Raw genomic sequence first — 18,728 nt, forward strand, 5'->3', positions numbered from 1 at the left:
GTCCGATGAGTGACGAGAGCGCGATCACGGGCCCGGCGGATCTCCTCGCCGCGGTCGGACGTCGTCTCGGGGAGTCCGACTGGCACCAGATCACACAGGCCGACGTCGACCTGTTCGCCGACGCGACGGGCGACCACCAGTGGATCCACGTCGACCCCGAGCGGGCGGCGCGAGGACCGTACGGCGGGACCATCGCGCACGGCTATCTGACGCTGTCCCTGATCCCGGTGCTGCGCCGCACGGCGTGGCGCCCCGACGGTGTGACGATGGGGATCAACTACGGGGCCAACAAGGTTCGCTTTCCCGCACCGGTACCGGTCGGGTCGCGCGTTCGTGCATCCTTCGACCTGGTGGAGGTCACGGAGCGAGACACCGGGTACCAGGTCGTCGAGAAGGTCACCATCGAGGTCGAGGGGGCGCAGAAGCCCGCGTGCATCGCCGAGACCGTCACGGTGCTGGTGTTCTGATGTCTGACGATCGCACCGCCCCCGCCCTCCCGGGCCTCGACCTCGACCGGCTCACCGGCTGGTTCACCGAGAACGTCGCGCCACTGGACGGCCCGCCGACGGCGGATCTCATCGCCGGCGGCAAATCGAATCTGACGTACCGCCTCTCCTCGGGAGACGCCGAGTGGATCCTGCGTCGACCGCCGGTCGGGAAACTCCTGGCGACCGCGCACGACATGGGGCGCGAGTACACCATGATGTCCGCGCTGGCGGCCACCGACGTCCCGGTACCGCAGATGTACGCGTACTGCGACGACGGCGACGTCCTCGGTGCGCCGTTCTACGTCATGGAGGCGGTCGACGGGACGCCGTATCGCCGTGCCGCCGAACTGCGCCCGCTGGGACCGGAGCGGACCCGAGCGATCTCCGAGCGTCTGGTCGACACGCTCGCCGAACTGCATCGCGTGGAACCGGATGCGGTGGGTCTCGGGGACTTCGGGCGACCGGAGGGGTTCCTGGGCCGACAGGTCGCGCGGTGGCGGAAGCAGTTCGACGCCGCACACACGCGAGACCTGCCCGACATGCAACGACTGCACGCTCGCCTCTCGGATCGGGTCCCCGCCGATGCGGCGGCCGGAATCGTGCACGGCGACTATCGCCTCGACAACGTCCTGGTCGACGGCGCCGACGAGGTGCGCGCCGTCGTGGACTGGGAGCTGTCCACGATCGGTGACTCGCTCACCGACCTGGCACTGATGTGCGTGTATCACCGACTCGGCGCGATCGGCGGCGGCGTGACCGATGTGGCCGCGGCCCCCGGATTCCTCACCGAAGCGGAGGTCGTGTCCCGGTACTCGGCGGCCATCGGCCGCGACCTCGGCGACTTCGGCTTCTACCTCGCCTTCGCGTGCTTCAAACTCGCCGGAATCGTCGAGGGCATTCACTTCCGCTACGTGAACGGTCAGACGGTCGGTGACGGCTTCGCCGAGGCCGGTGACGCCGTCGCCCCGTTGCTGCAGGCGGGCCTGGACGCCCTGAAGGAGAACTGACATGGAATTCGAGTACGACGCCACCACGGTCGCCCTGCGCGACGAACTGCTGGACTTCATGGAATCCCACGTGTACCCCGCCGAGCCGGTGTTCGCCGAGCAGATGGCTGCGCTCGACGATCCGTGGGATTGGGATTCGACGCCGATTCTGGCCGAACTGCGCGCCGAGGCGCGTCGTCGCGGCCTGTGGAACCTGTTCCTGCCCGGTGAGCACGGCGCGGGACTGACGAACCTGCAGTACGCGCCGCTCGCCGAGATCACTGGACGGAGCCCCGCACTGGCTCCGGCGGCACTGAACTGCTCGGCCCCGGACACCGGCAACATGGAGGTCCTTGCGCAGTTCGCGAACGATGATCAGCGTGCGGCCTGGCTCGCCCCGCTGCTGGAGGGACGCATCCGGTCCGCATTCGCGATGACCGAGCCCGATGTCGCCAGCTCCGATGCCACGAACATCGAGCTGTCGATCGTCCGCGACGGCGACGAATACGTGATCAACGGCCGCAAATGGTGGATCACCGGCGCGATGAGCCCGAACGCGAGGATCTTCATCGTCATGGGCAAGACCGACCCGAACGCCGAACGGCATCGCCAGCAGTCGATGATCCTGGTGGAACGCGACACGCCAGGACTCGAGGTCGTCCGGGGAATGCACGTCCTCGGATACGACGACCGTGACCACGGTGGGCACGCCGAACTCCGATTCACCGATGTCCGTGTGCCCGCGACCAATCTCATCGGGGAGGAGGGCGCCGGGTTCGCGATCGCCCAGGGACGACTCGGCCCGGGCCGGATCCACCACTGCATGCGGTCGATCGGGATCGCCGAGAGGGCGCTGGAGATGATGTGCGATCGCGCCGCGTCTCGCGTGGCGTTCGGGAAACCGTTGGCCGACCAGGGTGTGATCCGCGACTGGATCGCCGAATCGCGCGTCCGCATCGAACAGCTTCGGCTGCTCGTGTTGAAGACCGCGTGGCTGATGGACACCGTCGGCAACCGCGGAGCGCACAGCGAGATCCAGGCGATCAAGATCGCGACGCCGTCGACCGTCGAGTGGATCCTCGACAAGGCCATCCAGACGCACGGCGCGGGCGGTCTGTCACAGGACTTCCCGCTCGCCGGGTTCATCGCGGGAATCCGGACCCTCCGGTTCGCCGACGGACCCGACGAGGTGCACAAGAACTCGCTGGCGCGCGCGGAGCTGAGGAAGCGGGGGTGACCCGCCCTGCGGTGCGGGCGGCGGAGGTCGGCGCATGACACTCCTGATCGCCAACCGCGGTGAGATCGCGCTGCGCATCATCGCGACGGCTCGAGACCTGGGCATCGAGACGGTCGCGGTGTACGCGACCGACGATGCCGCGGCACCGCACGTGGCGGCAGCCGACCGATCCGTCGCGCTCCCCGGGGCGGGGCCGGCCGGGTATCTCGACGGTGCGGCGGTCATAGCGGCAGCACGGGCCGCGGGTGCCGACACCGTCCATCCCGGGTACGGATTTCTGTCGGAGAACGCGGACTTCGCGCGGGCGTGCGCCGACGCCGGACTCGTCTTCGCGGGTCCCGGCCCCGACGTCCTCGGAAGATTCGGCGACAAGCAGGCGGCCCGGGCGGCGGCGCGCGACCTCGGTCTGGAGGTGCTCGCGGCAACGGAACCGGGAGCGGACCTCGCCGAGATCGAGGCGTTCGCGGCCGCACGATCGTCCGGGATCCTGCTCAAGGCGCGGGCCGGCGGCGGCGGACGGGGAATCCGGATGGTGGGCCCCGGGGACGATCTGGCCGTCGAGTACCGGTCGGCGGTGGCCGAAGCCGAGCTCGGCTTCGGTGATCCGCGCGTCTTCGCCGAGGAGTTCCTCACCGGTGCCCGCCACGTGGAGGTGCAGATCGCGGGCGACGGGAGGCGTGCGATCGCGGTGGGCGATCGGGACTGCAGCACGCAGCGGCGGCGGCAGAAGGTGATCGAGACGGCCCCCGCACCGGGGGTGACCCCGGACGTCCGCGCCGCGCTGCACGACGCCGCCGAACGGCTCTGCGCCGCCGCCGGCTATCGGGGTCTGGCGACTGTCGAGTTCCTCGTCGCCGGCACCCGATGGGTGTTCCTCGAAGTGAACCCGCGAATCCAGGTGGAGCACACCGTCACCGAGGAGGTCACCGGCCTGGATCTGGTGGCGGTGAGTCTCCTCCTCGCCGCCGGGCTCGACCTGGCCGACAGCGGCGTCCCCGCGGCGCCGACGAGCACCGGCACCGCGATACAGGCGCGGGTCACGCTGACGTCGGCCGGAACGATGACCGGATTCACGCCGCCGACGGGACCGGGAATCCGAGTCGACACCGTCGGCCGCCCCGGACTCGCACTGTCGTCGCGGTACGATCCGTTGCTCGCCAAGGTGATCGTCCGCGCGCCCTCTCGGGGTGCGGCACTGACGAAGATGGCGCACGCACTCGACGCTTTCGTGATCGACGGCGTCGAAACCGATCTCGACCTCCTCCGACGGATCATCGCCGATGACGAGTTCCGCGACGGCCCGGTCGACACGGGCTACCTGGATCGACGCCACGACCTGGTGGCCGTCGACCTCCCGGAGGGTCTCGAGGAGGGGCGCACGGACGCGGACGGCACTCCGGCGCGAGCGCCCTTCGCGGGAACCGTGGTGGACGTCGCCGATCCGGACACGACGGTGGTCCGCGGCGCTCCGCTCGCGGTCGTCGAAGCGATGAAGATGCAGCACGAGATCGTTGCGCCGCAGACCGTCACGGTGACACACCGCCTCGTCGACCGCGGGCGAACCGTGCGTGCCGGCCAGGAGGTGCTGCTGTGGCGGCCCGCCTCGAACGATGCGGCAGGCGACGCCGCGGAGCCGACGGTCTCCGCGCGTGCGCGCGCCGACCTGGAGGACGTCCTCGATCGACATCGGCTCACCCGCGACGAGGCCCGCCCCGACGCCGTGGCCCGGCGTCGTCGTCTCGGCCGGCGCACGGCCCGTGAGAACATCGACGACCTCGTCGATGAGGGCAGCCTGGTGGAATACGGCCCGCTGGTGCTGGCGGCGCAGAAGGCTCGGCGGTCCGTCGAGGACCTCATCGCCAACACGCCGGCCGACGGGCTCGTCGGCGGACTCGCCTCGATCGGTGCGGCGGCGGTCGGGCGGGATCGTGCCGCGGCGGTCGTCATGTCGTACGACTACACCGTTCTCGCGGGCACTCAGGGCTGGCGCAACCACGCGAAGACCGACCGGCTCCTCGACATCGCCGAGCGGCGCGGGCTGCCGGTGGTGCTGTTCGCCGAAGGGGGCGGGGGACGTCCCGGCGACACGGACTACGACATCATCGCCGGCCTCGACGTGCCGACGTTCCGGGCGATGGGTCGGATCCGTGCGCATGCGCCGTCGATCGCCGTCGTCTCCGGCCGCTGTTTCGCCGGTAACGCCGCACTCGCAGGCACCTGCGACATCCTCATCGCCACCCCCGACGCCAACATCGGCATGGGCGGACCCGCGATGATCTCCGGTGGTGGACTCGGCGACTTCCCGCCCGAGGCGATCGGCCCGGTGGAGGTCCAGCGACGCAACGGCGTCATCGACATCGTCGCGGACGATGAAGCGCACGCCGTCGACCTCGCCCGTCGCGTCCTCGGCTGCTTCCAGGGCCCCGTCGGCGAGTGGGCGGCGCCCGACCCCGAGCTCGCGCGGCGCGTGGTGCCCGAGAACCGGCTCCGCGCCTACGACGTCCACCGGGCGCTGAACTCGATCGCAGACGTCGACTCGGTGATCGAACTCGGCGCCGATCACGCGCCCGGGATGATCACGGCGTTCATGCGGGTCGAGGGTCGACCGTTCGGTGTGATCGCCAACAGCACCGCGCACCTCGGCGGTGCGATCGACGCGGCCGGCGCGGACAAGCTCGCCGACTTCCTCGATCTCTGCCAGATGCGGGGCATGCCGATCGTGTCCCTGTGCGACACGCCGGGATTCATGGTCGGACCGGAGTCGGAGGAGGCGGCCACCGTGCGGCGCTTCTCGCGACTCTTCGCCGTCGGTGCGCGCCTCACCGTGCCGTTCGGTGCGGTCATCCTGCGGAAGGGCTACGGCCTCGGCGCCATGGCGATGACCGCGGGCAGCTTCCGAGCACCCCAGTTCACCGTCGCGTGGCCGACCGGTGAGATCGGCGGGATGGGACTGGAAGGGGCCGTACGGCTCGGTTTCGCGAAGGAACTCGCCGCGGCTCCCGACGACGCGGCCCGCGACGCGCTGTACGACGACCTGGTCGCCATGATGTACGACCGCGGCCGCGGCCTGTCGGCCGCGACGACGTTCGAGATCGACGACGTCATCGATCCCGCCGACACCAGGGCGTGGATCGCGACCCTGTGATCAGGCGCAGGGGTTGATCAGTCGAGGTAGTCGCGAAGGACCTGGGAGCGGCTGGGGTGCCGCAGCTTGCTCATGGTCTTCGACTCGATCTGGCGGATGCGTTCCCGCGTGACGCCGTACACCTGACCGATCTCGTCGAGGGTGCGCGGCTGCCCGTCGGTGAGACCGAACCGCAGCCGGACGACCCCCGCCTCGCGCTCGGAGAGCGTGTCGAGCACGTCCTGCAGCTGGTCCTGCAGCAGGGTGAAGCTGACGGCGTCGACGGCGACGACGGCTTCGGAGTCCTCGATGAAGTCGCCGAGCTGGCTGTCGCCCTCGTCACCGATCGTCTGGTCCAGGGAGATCGGTTCGCGGGCGTACTGCTGGATCTCCAGCACCTTCTCCGGCGTGATGTCCATCTCCTTGGCGAGCTCTTCGGGAGTCGGCTCGCGACCGAGATCCTGGAGGAGTTCACGCTGGATGCGGCCGAGCTTATTGATGACCTCCACCATGTGGACCGGAATGCGGATGGTGCGGGCCTGGTCGGCCATGGCGCGGGTGATCGCCTGACGGATCCACCAGGTGGCGTACGTGGAGAACTTGTAACCCTTGGTGTAGTCGAACTTCTCGACCGCGCGGATCAGACCGAGGTTTCCCTCCTGGATGAGGTCCAGGAACGCCATGCCGCGTCCGGTGTATCGCTTGGCCAGCGAGACGACGAGCCGAAGGTTCGCCTCGAGCAGATGATTCTTGGCGCGGTTGCCGTCACGCGAGATCCAGGACAGATCGCGGCGCTGCGCGACCGACAGCTTCTCGCCGGATTCCATGATCCGTCGCAGCCGCTCGGTGGCGAACAGTCCCGCCTCGATCCGCTTCGCGAGTTCGACCTCCTCTTCGGCGTTGAGCAGGGCGACCTTGCCGATCTGCTTGAGATAGGCGCGGACCGAGTCGGCCGATGCGGTCAGTTCGGCGTCCTTGCGAGCCTGGCGGAGCGCCTCGGATTCCTCTTCGTCCCAGACGAAGTCCGGTTTGGCGGTCTCTTCCTTCTTGGCTTTGCCCTTGGTCTTCGTCGGCGCCGGGGCGGCCTCGTCCTCGGTGTCGTCGGCGTCGTCGACGACCAGGTCGGCATCGGCCAGATCGATCTGCGTGTCGTCGACGTCGTCGAGGCCCGCGGCACCCGATGCGGTTGCGGTCTCGTCGGTGTCGACCGCGGGATCAACGGTCTTGGCGGCGGTCTTCTTCGCCGCGGTCTTCTTCGCGGTCGCCTTCTTGGCAGCAGCAGTCTTCGTTGCGGCGGTCTTCTTCGCAGCAGTCTTCGTTGCAGCAGTCTTCGTTGCAGCAGTTTTGGTTGCGGCGGTCTTCTTCGCGGCCGTCTTCGTCGCGGGGGCCTTCTTGGCGGGGGCCTTCTTCGCCGCAGCCTTCTTGGCGGGGGCCTTCTTGGCCGCAGCCTTCTTGGCGGGGGCCTTCTTGGCGGCCGTGGCCGTCTTGGTGGCCTGAGTCGACTCGGACGACTCGGGTGCTGCTGCGTCGGTGGACTTGCTGGTTGCCACGTACAACCTTTCGAGAGATCTCACGGGCGGCACGGCTGGGGGCGTCCCGTCCGGGACGTGTCGCCGTGGGCGAAGGGGCTTGAGGGCTTCGGTGCTGAACCGATGTGTGCCATTGTAACGACATCACCTCACCGCGCGCAGGGGCGTGCCCGCACCGGCCTTCGGATGCAGCCTCCGAAGGGCTCAGAACACGAGTCCCTCGTCGACGGCCATCGCAGCCCCGACGATGCCCGCGGTGTTTCGCAGACGTGCCGGGACGACGGGGGTTCGGTTGGTCAACTCCGGGATCCACACCTGGGATTTCCTGCTGATTCCGCCGCCCGCGATGAAGAGCGTGGGGGAGAAGATCGCCTCGTAGTGGGCGAGGACCCGCGAGACCTTGCCCGCCCATTTCTCCAACGACCAGCCCTTGTCCTCGCGGACTTTGGCCGACGCACGGTGCTCGGCTTCTTTGCCGTCGATCTCGAGATGCCCGAGTTCGGTGTTGGGGACCAGGATTCCGTTGTACATCAAGGCCGATCCGATACCGGTGCCGAACGTCAACAGGATCACGGTGCCCTCCGAGACCTCCGCGCCGCCGCCGAACCGGAACTCCGCCAACCCGGCCGCGTCGGCGTCGTTGAGGACGGTGACCCGCCTGCCGCCGAGGCGGGCGCCGAAGAGCGCGTAGACGTCGGTGCCCTTCCAGGACTGGTCGACGTTGGCGGCCGACCGCATCACCCGCTCGTGGACGACGCCCGGGACGGTCAAGCCGACCGGTCCGGTCCACCCGAAGTGGTCGACGATCTCGGCGACCGTGTCGGCGACCGCATCGGGGGTCGCGGGCTGCGGAGTCGCGATGCGGTGCCGTTCGCCGACGAACTCACCGGTCCGTAGGTCGACCATCGCTCCCTTCACCCCCGAACCTCCGATGTCGACACCGAATCCCAGCTGAGAGGACGGACTGGTCGAGTGGTCGGAGGCCAGGATGCTGACACGGTTGTCTGACATCGGGACGATCCGCCTTTCTGGGCAGCGAACCCATCGTGGCCGCGCACCCACCGGTGGGCGGCGAAGGCTGCGGTGTGGTTCGCAACCACACTAAACTGTACGGGTGTGACGTTCCCCGCTGATTCTGCTGCATCTGATCCGCCCATCGCGGCGCCGTCTGCCGGCGACGCAACCGACCTCGTGATGATCGCTCGCGAGGTGGCGCAGGAGGCTGCCGATCGCGTCCGCGCGCGCCGCCTCGAATTGTTCGCGCCGACCGGAACCAGAACGGTCGGCGACGCGGTGGCGTCGAAGTCGACGCGGACCGACCCGGTGACGGTCGCCGACACCGAGACCGAGTCGGTGATCCGACGGCTCCTGCACGATCGGCGCCCCGACGACGAGATCCTCGGCGAGGAGTCCGGCGGGTCGATGGACGTGCCCACGGGGGTCCGGTGGGTCGTCGACCCGATCGACGGGACGGTGAACTTCCTTTACGGGATCCCGGCGTACGCGGTCTCCGTGGCCGCTCAAATCGACGGCCGGTCCGTCGCCGGGGCCGTGGTCGACGTGGCGCGCGGCGTGACCTACTGGGCGGGAGAGGGCACCGGCGCGTGGATGTGCGGACCCGACGACCCCGACCCGATCCGGCTGCGCTGCAATCAGATCGACGAATTAGAGCTCGCCCTGGTCGCGACCGGATTCGCGTACTCGCGGGGGCGGCGGGAACGACAGGGACGGATGGTGGCCGGACTCGTCCCGCAGGTTCGCGACATCCGCCGGGTGGGCGCAGCGGCATTGGACCTGTGCATGGTCGCCTCCGGTGCCGTCGACGCGCACATCGAGCACGGCTTGAGCCCGTGGGACTGGGCGGCCGGCGGCCTGATCGCCGCGGAGGCGGGCGCGCGCGTGATCGTGCCGCCGGCCGATTCGCGGGCGTCCGACGGACACGCCACGATAGCGGTGGCCGATGGCGTCGCGGACGAGTTTCTGACGGTCCTCGACGGTCTCGGCGCGCGGGCGGCCATGCCCGATTGAGCCGTGCCGAACCGGGGTGGGGCGCCGGTCAGCACGCCTGGCTGTGAACGGCCTCGATCAGCGACCGGTCGACGGCGGTCTTGGGGTTCTTGGGATCGACGGACCGGAGCGCCTCGAGTGCGGCCTGCGCGTCCTGGGACGGTCGGAGGGAACGATGATATTCGCCGAGGACCAGGTCGACGTCGGTGGTGGTCCGTCCGTCGTTGACGAGCTGCGCACAGGGTTCGGCCAGCCAGACTGCGGCCGCACCGCCCTGTCCTCCTGGGCCGAAGCGGATCTGCGCAACGCAGTCGAGGCTCTGCTCGTACACCGTATCGTCGCCGTACGCGGGTTCGGCTGCGGTGAATCCCTGTCCGACGAGGTCGTCGCTGACCGATCGGGCCTGTCCGCGAGCAGCGCCGGAGTTCAACACCCGAACCTTGAACGTCGACATGCCGGCCGGGGCAACGCTCAGGAGGTCGGTCTTCGATACGCGGTCGAGGGTCACCGGCTCCGGGCCGTCGGGTGCTGATGACGCCGACGGGCGTTGCGGCATCGAGCAGTCAGTGGGGTACGACTTGTCGCCGCTCCCGGTCAGCGCCACCGTCCACGTCGTGATCGCGGCCACCGCCAGGACGGCGACGACGATGATCGCCGGTGTCAGGTGCCTGCGACGGAACGGGCGACCTTTGACGTCGGTCGTGTAGCCGGTGGCGATCTTCGAGACCACGACGCTGTGCACCTTCTTCCGGAGACGGGGGTCTGCACCACTCTAGAACGCGAGGCGCGCGGGGTGCCGGATCGGCAACGGCGCGCCCGGTAATCGGTGTCGAACCGCGCCGGTCGGGAGCGTCCGCAGGGACTGTTGACTTCTCTACTCGCGGCGCCTAGTATTCGGGCGCCCAACATCATCGGACGATGGTGTGGGAGGGGGAGCGAGGCCACAAGTGCGTTCTCCCAACACAATCCGCACGCACACCTATAAACCCCAGGTAAGGCACATCATGGCAACCGATTACGACGCGCCGCGTCGCAGCAACGATGACGACATCGCCGAGGATTCGCTGGAGGAGCTCAAGGCTCGCCGTAATGAAGCGAAATCCGCGGATGTCGACGTCGACGAAGGCGACACCGCGGAGTCGTTCGAGCTGCCGGGTGCGGACCTGTCGGGCGAGGAGCTGTCGGTTCGGGTGGTGCCCAAGCAGGACGACGAGTTCACATGCTCGAGTTGCTTCCTCGTGTACCACCGCAACCGTCTGGCCGAGCAGCGTGGAAATCAGATGATCTGCGTGGACTGTGCCTGAGGGGCGCGTCCTCGTCTGAGACCCGCCCCGGTGGGGCGTGAGCATCGGCGTCGGGAAGCAGTTCGGCGTGGTGGATGGTGTTGATCTGCCACCGATGAGGGCTCCCGGTGCCTGGTGGTGTCGTTGGTGTTGCGGTGGTCGGTGTGACCGGTCGCCAGTGGACGCGTCCGGTGTGGGGGCCGGTGGCCGCGATGCGGGTTTCCCATTGGCCGGGTGCGGTGCCGACGGTGCGGTTGTGGCTGCCGCAGGCCGCCCCGAGGTGGTCGATGTCGGTGGGGCCGCCGTCTTGCCAGTCCGGAAAATGGTGGGCTTCGGTGCGGGCGAAGGGTGCCGGGCAGCCGGGGGGCGGTGCAGCCGCGGTCCCGCGCGAAGAGCATCAACCGTTGGGCGCGGGAGGCCAGGCGCCGACCCCGTCCGAGGTAGAGGGGTTCGCCGGTGGTGTGGGCGAACACCGCCAGGTGTGGGGTCGCGTCGGCGGCCAGGCGCACCAGTTCGCTGATCGGTACTCGTGTTCCGGTGGCGGTCAACGCGATGCCGGCGTGGGCGGCCAGTTCCGCGTCGGTGATGGTGACGACGAGTTCGGAACGCAACGACCCCGACGCCGGGGATTGTTGGCGGGCGAGGATCAGGAGGGCGTGCAGGGCGTCGTGGTTGCGTTGCATCGGGGTGCGGTCATCACGCTCGGCCGCCGCAGCCACCACGGCCGGGTCGGCCGACTCCATCGCCCCGGTGGGGGAGGCGGGATCATCGGGGTTGTTCATGCCCGGGGCGGCCCAGGACTGCAGCATGATCTCGAGGTCGGCCCGCAACCCCGGGGTGAGCCGGGTGCGCAGTGCGCTCATCAACTGGCGGTCTTGGGGCATCAACGCCAGACCGCGCAGGCGGCGGCGGTCGCGATCGTCGGTGAGCTGCCCATCAGGATCCAAATGCGCCAGCAGACGCACACCGGCGGTGCGGACCCCGGCGGGAGTCAACGTGCGGGCCACGGCCGCCAGTTGCGCTTCGGCACGCTCACGGACGTCGGTGGTGACGGCGGCGGGGATGCGGGTCAGGACGGCGTCGATCTCCAGGACGTGATCGACCCCGATCTGCCCGTCGGCCACTGCTACGGCGGTGGCCGGACACCGCGGTTCGAGGGTCTGACCGAGCATGTTGGTGAATCGTCCGATCGCCGCAGCGGCGACCCGGCGTCGGCGGGCGGCGCCGTCACCGACCCGCAGACCACCGGACAGATACGCGTGCAACGACAGGTAGCCGGCCGTGCGGTAGGCGCCTCGGTCGGAGATCTCCACCAGCACGGCTGCATCGGCGGCGTCGAACCGGCGCCGCGCCTGCTCCAACGACTCCGCCGCCGCCAACAACTCACCCTCGGTGGACGCGGCCAGCGGTAGTGCGGCCAGCTTCACCGCGACCGCGTTCGCAACAGCGGCCAGGGCGACCGGATCATCGGGCAGCAGGGCATCCAGGTCGGGTGAGGGCGGCGCAGCGATGATCGTCGTCACGACCCTCACCCCCTAGCGTGTTCCTGCAGCTCATCGCTGCTATTGAAGCTGTGACACGACACTAACAAGGGGCTCGGACAATCAAGGGACGACAATCAAGGGACGACAATCAAGAGCATCGGCCGATCACGAGGATCGGACGATTCTGAGGCGGCGGCCCGTCCGGACCGCGAAAGCCGTGCGCGGAGATACTCCTGGGCGGCTACTCCTGGGCGGCATCCTGCGCCTGCGACTCGTCGGTGAGTCCCAGAGCAGCGAGCACCGCAGCGGGATGGCGCGTCGAGATCAGCCAGTACGGAGTCGGATCGTCGGGGTCGTCGAGGACCACCAACACCATCGACTTGACCCACGACCGGTGGAGAACATAGGCGGCGGGGTCGAGCTGGCGCCCCATCGCGGCGCTTCGCTGAGCGGGCGCCACCACGGCGCCGCGGGCGATGGCGTCGCTCGGGAGCATGGCCTTGCCCGCATGGAGGGCGCCGTCGGAATCGACCCGAACGCTGGTTCGGCTCATCGAGAACAGCAGCCAGGCGAAGAGCAGTATGAAGGCCGGGTAGGCGACGACGCTCCACGCACGGAAATACGCTGCGATCTGCACCTCGTAGGCGATCACGACGGCGATCGCGACAGCGACCAGCCACCACCACACCGGAACGGTGAGACGTTCGCTGTATTGATCGCCACGACTCGACGAGGAGTGCTGTTCTTCGGTCACGGACACCAGCCTAGTGGTGGTCGGAGCGATGGGTCGTCGGGGGTAGTCTGCGGGAGTGACCACGTCTGAAACCGCCGGAGAGTCGACGCCGTTGCGTGTCCGCCGGTTGGATCCCGAGCTGCCCCTGCCCGAACGCGCGCACGCCGGCGACGCCGGAGTGGACCTCTACAGCACCGCCGACGTCGTGCTGGCCCCCGGGCGCCGACACGTCGTCGGGACCGGTGTCGCGGTCGCGCTGCCCATGGGAACAGTCGGACTGGTCCATCCGCGGTCGGGGCTCGCCGCACGTGCCGGGCTGTCGATCGTCAACACACCGGGAACCATCGACGCCGGTTACCGCGGCGAGATCAAGGTGTGCCTGATCAACCACGACCCGGACACGCCGATCGAGATCTCGCGCGGCGACCGGATCGCCCAGCTCATCGTCCAGCGGGTCGAGCTTCCGGCGATCGTCGAGGTCGACGAGCTCGACGACACCGAGCGAGGGGCCGGCGGCTACGGTTCCAGCGGAGGACACGCGATTCTGAATCGGGAGGCATGACGATGAGCGATTCCACCACGGACGCCGGCCGCGCGATCGGTGACGGCAACGGCCCCTATGACTTCGGCGAGCTCACGACCTCGCCCGACGACCTCGCGAATTCACACCTCGATCTCGGCTCAGTGCTGATGCCGGTCGTCGAAGGCGGTCAGGTGACGGTGGAGATGACCGCCGAGCACGAACCCGAGGCCGTGTACCTCGTCACCCCGGTCGGCCGGATCGGGATGCACGCGTTCGCGGCGCCGCGGAGCGGTGGACTCTGGCGCGAGGTGGTCCGCGAACTCGCGGAATCGCTTCGCACCGACGGCGCGCAGACATCCATCGAAGACGGTCATTGGGGTCGGGAGGTCGTCGCCCGCGTGCCCGGCGGCAGCCACCGGTTCATCGGCGTGGACGGACCGCGGTGGATGCTCCGCTGTGTCGCCAGCGGGCCCGAGGAGGGCGAGACCGAACTGGCGCAGCTCTCGCGTGCGGTCCTCGCCGAGACCGTCGTCCGGCGGGGAGACGATCCGCACCCGCCGCGCGAGTTGCTGCCGATCGTCCTCCCCCCGGTCCTGGCCGAACAGGTGATCGCCGCTCAGCACCAGATGAGCGAGGAGATGGCTCAGGACGCGGGCGTCGACCCGGAGACGGGGGCCTACCCGGCCCGCCCGCTGACCGAGGCGCCGAGCGGCCCCGTCCCCGACGGCGAGGACGCGGTGGTGCCCGGCGGTGCCGTGGACCAGAGCGCTTCGGCGACGGTGCTGGGCGGGGCGGGAGCGTCGGACGGCGAGGCGTTCGTCGACGATGATCTCGGTGATCCGAACGCTGACGCCGGATACGGCGAGCCGCACGACGGCAGGGCGGACGACGACGGGGCGGACGACGACGGGGCGGACGACGACGGGGCAGGTGATCCGACACCGTCCCGCGGGTCAGCGATGTCGCGGTTCCGCCGCCGTCGCCGCCGCTGAACGCCCCACCGCGCTTCTCCAGGCGCGGACGCACGCCTCACCGAGACGACGCGGTTCGGGGCCGAACTCGTCGAGACCGACCGTCGCCGACCCGGCGTGCGGTGCGGCGCGCACCCACTCGTCGGCGACGGCGATCGGATGTAGCGGATCGTCGGGTGCGGCGGCGACGCCGAGCGGAACGGTCAGCGCCGCGATCGCGTCGACGTCCGGCGCGACATGGGTCGCGGCCATGCGGAGCTGAGTCTGCAGTCCGCGGGAATGCAGTGCACGCCACGACCGGGACAGTTCGGCACCGAGCCACGCCGGACTGGTGGCGACCATCTGCGTCACCGTCGATTCGAGGCCGTCGTCCGCCAGGGAGTCCGCGGTCAGGCGAGCCGACGCCGCCGCCACGGAGTCGTCGGGCGATCCCGTCCACGGTGGGAGTGCGGCCAGCACACCCCGACAGCGGTCGATCATCTCCGTGCGGAGCGCCCAGTCGAGGGCGATGACCGCGCCGATGGAGACGCCGCCGACGAACACGGAGTCCGTGCGGGAGACGTGATGATCGAGGCGGTCGAGATAGCTTGCGACCAGGTCGGACTCCGGTTCGAGGGCGATCAGTCGCGCGCCCAGCGATGCGGCTGCGGAGGCGAAGGCGCGCTGCGCGTAGTCCGCATCGGAACCGGTGCCGGGCATCACGATCAAGGTCGTCATCAGTCGATCATGCACCGGGGGTATGGTGAGGTTGCAAGTGAGTCTGCCCAGGTTGCTCGCGGAGGATGAGATGGCTGAATCAGGGCTGCTGAAGCGGCTCGGCCGGATGCTGACCGAGGATCTCGACGAGATCGAGGACGACCGCATCCAGCGGGAGAGCCGCGAATCGGGGGCGGACGCTCAACGCGCCGTCGACTGCAGTCGAGGTGACGAGGCGACGATGGTCGGAGAACTCCGTTCCGTCGAGACCTGCTCGAAGGCGGCCAAGACCGGAGTCGTCGCGGAATTCTTCGACGGCACCGACACCGTCATGCTCAAGTGGATGGGCCGTAACCGGATCCCCGGGATCGAACCGGGCCGTCGGCTGACCGTCCGCGGCCGCGTCGCCGACGCCGACGGCCACAAGATCGTCTACAACCCCTACTACGAGCTGCACGCCGGCACCGAGTGACCACCGGTCACGGCATCGCGCCGAACGTCTCGTAGTGGATCCGCGTGGCGGGAACGTCGCGGTCGATCAGCGCCTCGCGCATGGACCCGAGGAATCCCGCCGGACCGCACAGCAGCGCGACGGTGTCGGGAGCTATCTCGATCCCGTCGAGGGACATCAGTCCGATCCGGGTCGAATCGTCGGTCGGCAGACCGCGTTCGTACCACTGGACGAGGTCGGCGCCGGGCAGCCGGTCGACCAACTCGGCGAGATCCCCGCGGTGCGGTTGCCGGCTGCGTGACCGGTCCGCGTGCAGCACCTGCACCGGGCGCGCATCGCCCGTCGCGACGAGGTGGTTGAGCAACCCGATGACAGGCGTGCAGCCGATGCCCGCCGACGCCAGCAGGAGCGGGTCGTCGCCCTCGGGAAGCGTCAGATCACCGAACGGTGTGCTCACGCGGAGCAGATCTCCCTCGAAGACGTTCTCGTGCAGATGGGTGGAGACGTCGCCGTCGCGCTTCACGCTGATGTGCCAGGTCGGGTCGGTGGTGGCGCCGGTGAGACTGTACTGGCGGATCTGCCGGGCACCGTCCGACAGCGGGACCTGAACCGACACGTACTGTCCGGGCGTGAAGCACCCCAACTCATCGCCGTCGGTCGCGGCGAGGGTCAAGGCGATCGCATCGGGTGAGAGCTGTGTGCGCGCGAGAACCCGTGCCGTCTGCCACACGTCTCCCGGGGCGACCCCCTGCGCGGCGTACAGCTCGGTTTCTCGGTCGATCAGGACGTCGGCCATCGCCCAGTACAGCTCATCCCACGCGGCGGCGACGTCCGAGGTCACCGTCTCCGGGAGGACGTCGATGATGGCGGCGAACAGGTGCTGGTGGACGATCGGGTATTGATCGGCCACGATGCCGAGCGATGCGTGCTTGTGGGCGATGCGGTCGATGATGAACCGCATCCGCTCGGCATCCGGTTCGAGCATCAGCCGGGCGAACGACGCCACCGCGCCGGCGAGGACCTGCGGTTGGGATCCGGTGACCTGATTGGTGCGGTTGAACAGGTCGCGCAGCAGATCCGGGCGCGCGGTGAACATCCGCTCGTAGAAGCGCGGCGTGATCTGGGGCAACGCGGCTTCTACGGTGTCGAGGGTCTCGGCGAGTACCTGTCTGGTCGAGTGCGAGATCATCGGGCTCTCCTGTCGTCGGTGCAGTGTCGGGTGGCCACCCCGCGATGCGCGGCCGGTGGGAGAAGGGGGAGTATCCGGGCGCCGGTGGGGTCGGCGACGAGGTCGGCGATCGTCAGGCCGTCCAGACTCGCGTAGAAGGCGTCTCGGGCGGCGTCGAGGGCGGACCGGAGGCGGCATGCGGCGCGCAGTGGACACGGCTCGGGGCCGTCGCAGTCGACGACCGGTGCGTGGTCGCCCTCGAGGCGACGCGCCAGCCAGCCGATCCCGACGGACCGGCCGAGTTCGGTGATCCCGAGCCCGCCGGTGCGGCCGCGTCGGGAATGCACGACACCGAGTTCGGCGAGCCGACTGACGACCTTGGCCGTGTGGGTGTAACTGAGAACGAGATCGTCGGCGAGCTGTCGGGAGGTCCGCGTGGAATCCGGATCGGCGGCCAACGCCATGACGACGCGGAGCCCGATGTCGGTGAAGCGGGTCAGCTGCATGTCTCGAGGACAACATAATCGGTATACGAGATACCAATTATGTGTCGGATGTCTCCTGACCTGCGATGTTTCTGCTCTTTGGTGCGGAATCTCGGGACTTTCGCCCCTGGCCCCAGGAGTGTGTCCGGGTGTTAAATCGGCGTCTTCATGATGCGGTGGAGTTCGTCCTCGGACTCCTCGGGAGCGATGAAGACGAGCTCGTCTCCGCCCTCCAGCGGGTCGTCCGGCTGAGGGACGATGACCCGGCGACCGCGGATGATCGCGACCAGCGCGACATCGCGGGGGAGCTGCAGACGGCGGACGGCCTTCCCGGCCATCGGGGTGTCGTCCGGGAGGGTGAGTTCCACCAGGTTGGCCTGCCCCTGGCGGAAGGTCATCAGGCGAACGAGGTCACCGACGGTGACCGCCTCCTCCACCAGGGATGCGAGCATTCTCGGCGTCGAGACGGCCACGTCCACGCCCCAGTCGTCGTCGAACAGCCACTCGTTGCGGGGATCGTTGACTCGGGCGACCACGCGGCTCACCGCGAACTCCGTCGTCGCCAACAGGCTGACCACGAGATTCGCCTTGTCGTCGCCGGTGGCGGCGATCATGACATCGAAGGTCTGCAAACCGGCGTCCTCGAGATCGGACAGCTCGCAGGCGTCGGCGTGCACCCAGTGGGCTCCGGGAACCGCGACCGGATCGATGTGCGTCCGGTCCCGCTCGAACAGGGTGACGTCGTGATCGTTGATCAACAGTTCGCGGGCGATGGCGCGGCCGACGGCGCCGGCTCCGGCGATGGCGACTTTCACGGTTACTCCCGGGGCATCTGCGCACCGGCGACGGCGCGGGCGTTGTCGACATTGGCTGCGAGGGTTGCGACGTACAGCACGTCCTCGGTCTGAATCACCGTCCGCGGGTCGGGCAGAACCGTCTGACCCATCCGGAAGAGAAACGCCACGCGGGCGCCCGTCAGATCCTGAAACTTCGCGCAATCGGTGCCGACCCACGACTCGTGGAAGTCCAAGACGGCCATCACGAGCGAGCCCGACGGGTCATGCCACACCGGCGTGGTGGAGATCTCGCCGAGTGCGGCGACGAAGCGTTCGGTCGTCCACGGCACCGTCGCGACCGTCGGGATGCCGATCCGCTCGAAGACCGCTGCGCGTTTGGCATCGTAGATCCGGGCCACCACGCGTTCGACGCCGAAGGTCTCACGCGCCACGCGCGCCGAGATGATGTTGGAGTTGTCGCCGGAGGACACCGCGGCGAAGGCGTCGCAGGCGTCGATCCCGGCCTCGCCGAGCACCTCGCGGTCGAAGCCGACGCCGGTGACGGTCCGCCCCGAGAAGTCCTCACCGAGACGGCGGAACGCGGTCTCGTCCCGGTCGATCACGACCACGTCGTGACCCCGGTCGGACATCGCTGTGGCCAGGGCCGACCCGACCCGGCCGCAACCCATGATGATGACGCGCACGATCGTCGACGTTACTGCGCCGACCGTCGAATTGCACCCCGGTCCCCGGGTGCGGTGGTCTCGGCCGCGGGCAGGGCCTAGTG

19 protein-coding genes are annotated in these 18,728 nt (G+C 69.1%); 9 read left to right on the forward strand and 10 right to left on the reverse strand.

Features of this window, described 5'->3' with window-relative positions; all coding sequences use genetic code 11:
• Positions 1–5: 5 nt before the first annotated feature.
• The 4 genes from G528_RS0103505 to G528_RS0103520 are packed head-to-tail and all read left to right on the forward strand — an operon-like array spanning position 6 to position 5,856.
• The gene (locus G528_RS0103505; protein WP_026917766.1) at positions 6–467 is read left to right on the forward strand and encodes a MaoC family dehydratase; all 462 of its coding nucleotides are present in this window, start codon (positions 6–8) and stop codon (positions 465–467) included.
• Positions 467–1,495 carry a phosphotransferase family protein gene (locus G528_RS0103510; protein ID WP_026917767.1) on the forward strand — a complete coding sequence of 343 codons (1,029 nt, stop codon included), beginning with the start codon at positions 467–469 and terminating at the stop codon, positions 1,493–1,495. Before G528_RS0103505 ends, G528_RS0103510 begins: the two co-directional genes overlap by 1 nt.
• Position 1,496: 1 nt before the next feature.
• Entirely contained in the window at positions 1,497–2,711 is a 1,215-nt protein-coding gene (locus tag G528_RS0103515; RefSeq protein WP_026917768.1) for an acyl-CoA dehydrogenase family protein, read from the forward strand.
• A gap of 34 nt (positions 2,712–2,745) precedes the next feature.
• Positions 2,746–5,856 (forward strand): acetyl-CoA carboxylase family protein, encoded by a 3,111-nt coding sequence (locus tag G528_RS0103520; RefSeq protein ID WP_026917769.1) that lies wholly within the window; start codon positions 2,746–2,748, stop codon positions 5,854–5,856.
• A 17-nt stretch (positions 5,857–5,873) separates the two neighbouring features.
• Here G528_RS0103520 and G528_RS0103525 read toward each other — a convergent pair whose 3' ends face one another.
• Both G528_RS0103525 and ppgK read right to left on the reverse strand, forming a co-directional pair.
• Positions 5,874–7,385, reverse strand: coding sequence for an RNA polymerase sigma factor (locus G528_RS0103525; protein ID WP_026917770.1), 1,512 nt, complete (start codon positions 7,383–7,385; stop codon positions 5,874–5,876).
• A 183-nt stretch (positions 7,386–7,568) separates the two neighbouring features.
• Positions 7,569–8,375, reverse strand: a complete 807-nt coding sequence (gene ppgK, locus G528_RS0103530) for a polyphosphate--glucose phosphotransferase (protein WP_026917771.1) — start codon at positions 8,373–8,375, stop codon at positions 7,569–7,571.
• Positions 8,376–8,480: 105 nt separating this feature from the next.
• Between ppgK and G528_RS0103535 the strand changes: the two genes are divergently transcribed.
• The gene (locus G528_RS0103535; protein WP_026917772.1) at positions 8,481–9,392 is read left to right on the forward strand and encodes an inositol monophosphatase family protein; all 912 of its coding nucleotides are present in this window, start codon (positions 8,481–8,483) and stop codon (positions 9,390–9,392) included.
• Positions 9,393–9,420: 28 nt separating this feature from the next.
• Here G528_RS0103535 and cei read toward each other — a convergent pair whose 3' ends face one another.
• Positions 9,421–10,101 carry an envelope integrity protein Cei gene (gene cei / locus G528_RS0103540; RefSeq protein ID WP_026917773.1) on the reverse strand — a complete coding sequence of 227 codons (681 nt, stop codon included), beginning with the start codon at positions 10,099–10,101 and terminating at the stop codon, positions 9,421–9,423.
• A gap of 274 nt (positions 10,102–10,375) precedes the next feature.
• Here cei and G528_RS0103545 point away from each other — a divergent pair, with 274 nt between their 5' ends.
• Positions 10,376–10,675, forward strand: a complete 300-nt coding sequence (locus G528_RS0103545; RefSeq protein WP_026917774.1) for a DUF4193 domain-containing protein — start codon at positions 10,376–10,378, stop codon at positions 10,673–10,675.
• On the opposite strand, the gene G528_RS16280 is transcribed toward G528_RS0103545, so the two are convergent.
• Together G528_RS16280 and G528_RS0103555 are read right to left on the reverse strand one after the other, a co-directional pair.
• Positions 10,648–12,177: a DUF222 domain-containing protein gene (locus tag G528_RS16280; RefSeq protein ID WP_342663103.1), complete on the reverse strand. Its 1,530-nt coding sequence runs from the start codon at positions 12,175–12,177 to the stop codon at positions 10,648–10,650. The genes G528_RS0103545 and G528_RS16280 overlap by 28 nt on opposite strands.
• A gap of 202 nt (positions 12,178–12,379) precedes the next feature.
• Positions 12,380–12,892 (reverse strand): DUF3093 domain-containing protein, encoded by a 513-nt coding sequence (locus G528_RS0103555; protein ID WP_026917775.1) that lies wholly within the window; start codon positions 12,890–12,892, stop codon positions 12,380–12,382.
• A gap of 55 nt (positions 12,893–12,947) precedes the next feature.
• Here G528_RS0103555 and dut point away from each other — a divergent pair, with 55 nt between their 5' ends.
• Complete coding sequence (dut, locus tag G528_RS0103560; protein WP_026917776.1) at positions 12,948–13,433, forward strand: dUTP diphosphatase; 486 nt, start codon at positions 12,948–12,950, stop codon at positions 13,431–13,433.
• Between the two features lie 2 nt (positions 13,434–13,435).
• The gene (locus G528_RS0103565) at positions 13,436–14,386 is read left to right on the forward strand and encodes a DUF3710 domain-containing protein (RefSeq protein ID WP_026917777.1); all 951 of its coding nucleotides are present in this window, start codon (positions 13,436–13,438) and stop codon (positions 14,384–14,386) included.
• Here the strand turns inward: G528_RS0103565 and G528_RS0103570 are convergent.
• Positions 14,348–15,082 (reverse strand): hypothetical protein, encoded by a 735-nt coding sequence (locus G528_RS0103570; protein WP_026917778.1) that lies wholly within the window; start codon positions 15,080–15,082, stop codon positions 14,348–14,350. The two genes, G528_RS0103565 and G528_RS0103570, sit on opposite strands and share 39 nt — an antisense overlap.
• Positions 15,083–15,152: 70 nt before the next feature.
• Between G528_RS0103570 and G528_RS0103575 the strand changes: the two genes are divergently transcribed.
• Positions 15,153–15,533, forward strand: coding sequence for an OB-fold nucleic acid binding domain-containing protein (locus tag G528_RS0103575; RefSeq protein ID WP_026917779.1), 381 nt, complete (start codon positions 15,153–15,155; stop codon positions 15,531–15,533).
• A gap of 7 nt (positions 15,534–15,540) precedes the next feature.
• Here G528_RS0103575 and G528_RS0103580 read toward each other — a convergent pair whose 3' ends face one another.
• The 4 genes from G528_RS0103580 to G528_RS0103595 form a co-directional block, all read right to left on the reverse strand.
• Complete coding sequence (locus G528_RS0103580) at positions 15,541–16,701, reverse strand: globin domain-containing protein (RefSeq protein WP_026917780.1); 1,161 nt, start codon at positions 16,699–16,701, stop codon at positions 15,541–15,543.
• The gene (locus G528_RS16285) at positions 16,698–17,186 is read right to left on the reverse strand and encodes an RrF2 family transcriptional regulator (RefSeq protein ID WP_051198242.1); all 489 of its coding nucleotides are present in this window, start codon (positions 17,184–17,186) and stop codon (positions 16,698–16,700) included. The genes G528_RS0103580 and G528_RS16285 overlap by 4 nt, the downstream gene beginning before the upstream one ends.
• Before the next feature lie 131 nt (positions 17,187–17,317).
• The gene (locus G528_RS0103590) at positions 17,318–17,980 is read right to left on the reverse strand and encodes a potassium channel family protein (protein ID WP_026917781.1); all 663 of its coding nucleotides are present in this window, start codon (positions 17,978–17,980) and stop codon (positions 17,318–17,320) included.
• A gap of 2 nt (positions 17,981–17,982) precedes the next feature.
• Positions 17,983–18,645, reverse strand: a complete 663-nt coding sequence (locus G528_RS0103595; protein WP_026917782.1) for a potassium channel family protein — start codon at positions 18,643–18,645, stop codon at positions 17,983–17,985.
• Between the last annotated feature and the right edge of the window lie 83 nt (positions 18,646–18,728).

Source organism: Gordonia shandongensis DSM 45094 (assembly GCF_000423025.1).
In the GTDB taxonomy this organism is placed as follows: Bacteria; Actinomycetota; Actinomycetes; order Mycobacteriales; family Mycobacteriaceae; genus Gordonia; species Gordonia shandongensis.

Bases quoted from the DNA above. Each gene is read 5' to 3' on its own strand.
- G528_RS0103505 (WP_026917766.1), top strand. From the start codon at position 6: ATGAGTGACGAGAGCGCGATCACGGGCCCGGCGGATCTCCTCGCCGCG.
- G528_RS0103510 (WP_026917767.1), top strand. From the start codon at position 467: ATGTCTGACGATCGCACCGCCCCCGCCCTCCCGGGCCTCGACCTCGAC.
- G528_RS0103515 (WP_026917768.1), top strand. From the start codon at position 1,497: ATGGAATTCGAGTACGACGCCACCACGGTCGCCCTGCGCGACGAACTG.
- G528_RS0103520 (WP_026917769.1), top strand. From the start codon at position 2,746: ATGACACTCCTGATCGCCAACCGCGGTGAGATCGCGCTGCGCATCATC.
- ppgK (WP_026917771.1), bottom strand. From the start codon at position 8,375: ATGTCAGACAACCGTGTCAGCATCCTGGCCTCCGACCACTCGACCAGT.
- G528_RS0103545 (WP_026917774.1), top strand. From the start codon at position 10,376: ATGGCAACCGATTACGACGCGCCGCGTCGCAGCAACGATGACGACATC.
- G528_RS0103565 (WP_026917777.1), top strand. From the start codon at position 13,436: ATGAGCGATTCCACCACGGACGCCGGCCGCGCGATCGGTGACGGCAAC.
- G528_RS0103570 (WP_026917778.1), bottom strand. From the start codon at position 15,082: ATGACGACCTTGATCGTGATGCCCGGCACCGGTTCCGATGCGGACTAC.
- G528_RS0103575 (WP_026917779.1), top strand. From the start codon at position 15,153: ATGGCTGAATCAGGGCTGCTGAAGCGGCTCGGCCGGATGCTGACCGAG.
- G528_RS0103580 (WP_026917780.1), bottom strand. From the start codon at position 16,701: ATGATCTCGCACTCGACCAGACAGGTACTCGCCGAGACCCTCGACACC.
- G528_RS16285 (WP_051198242.1), bottom strand. From the start codon at position 17,186: ATGCAGCTGACCCGCTTCACCGACATCGGGCTCCGCGTCGTCATGGCG.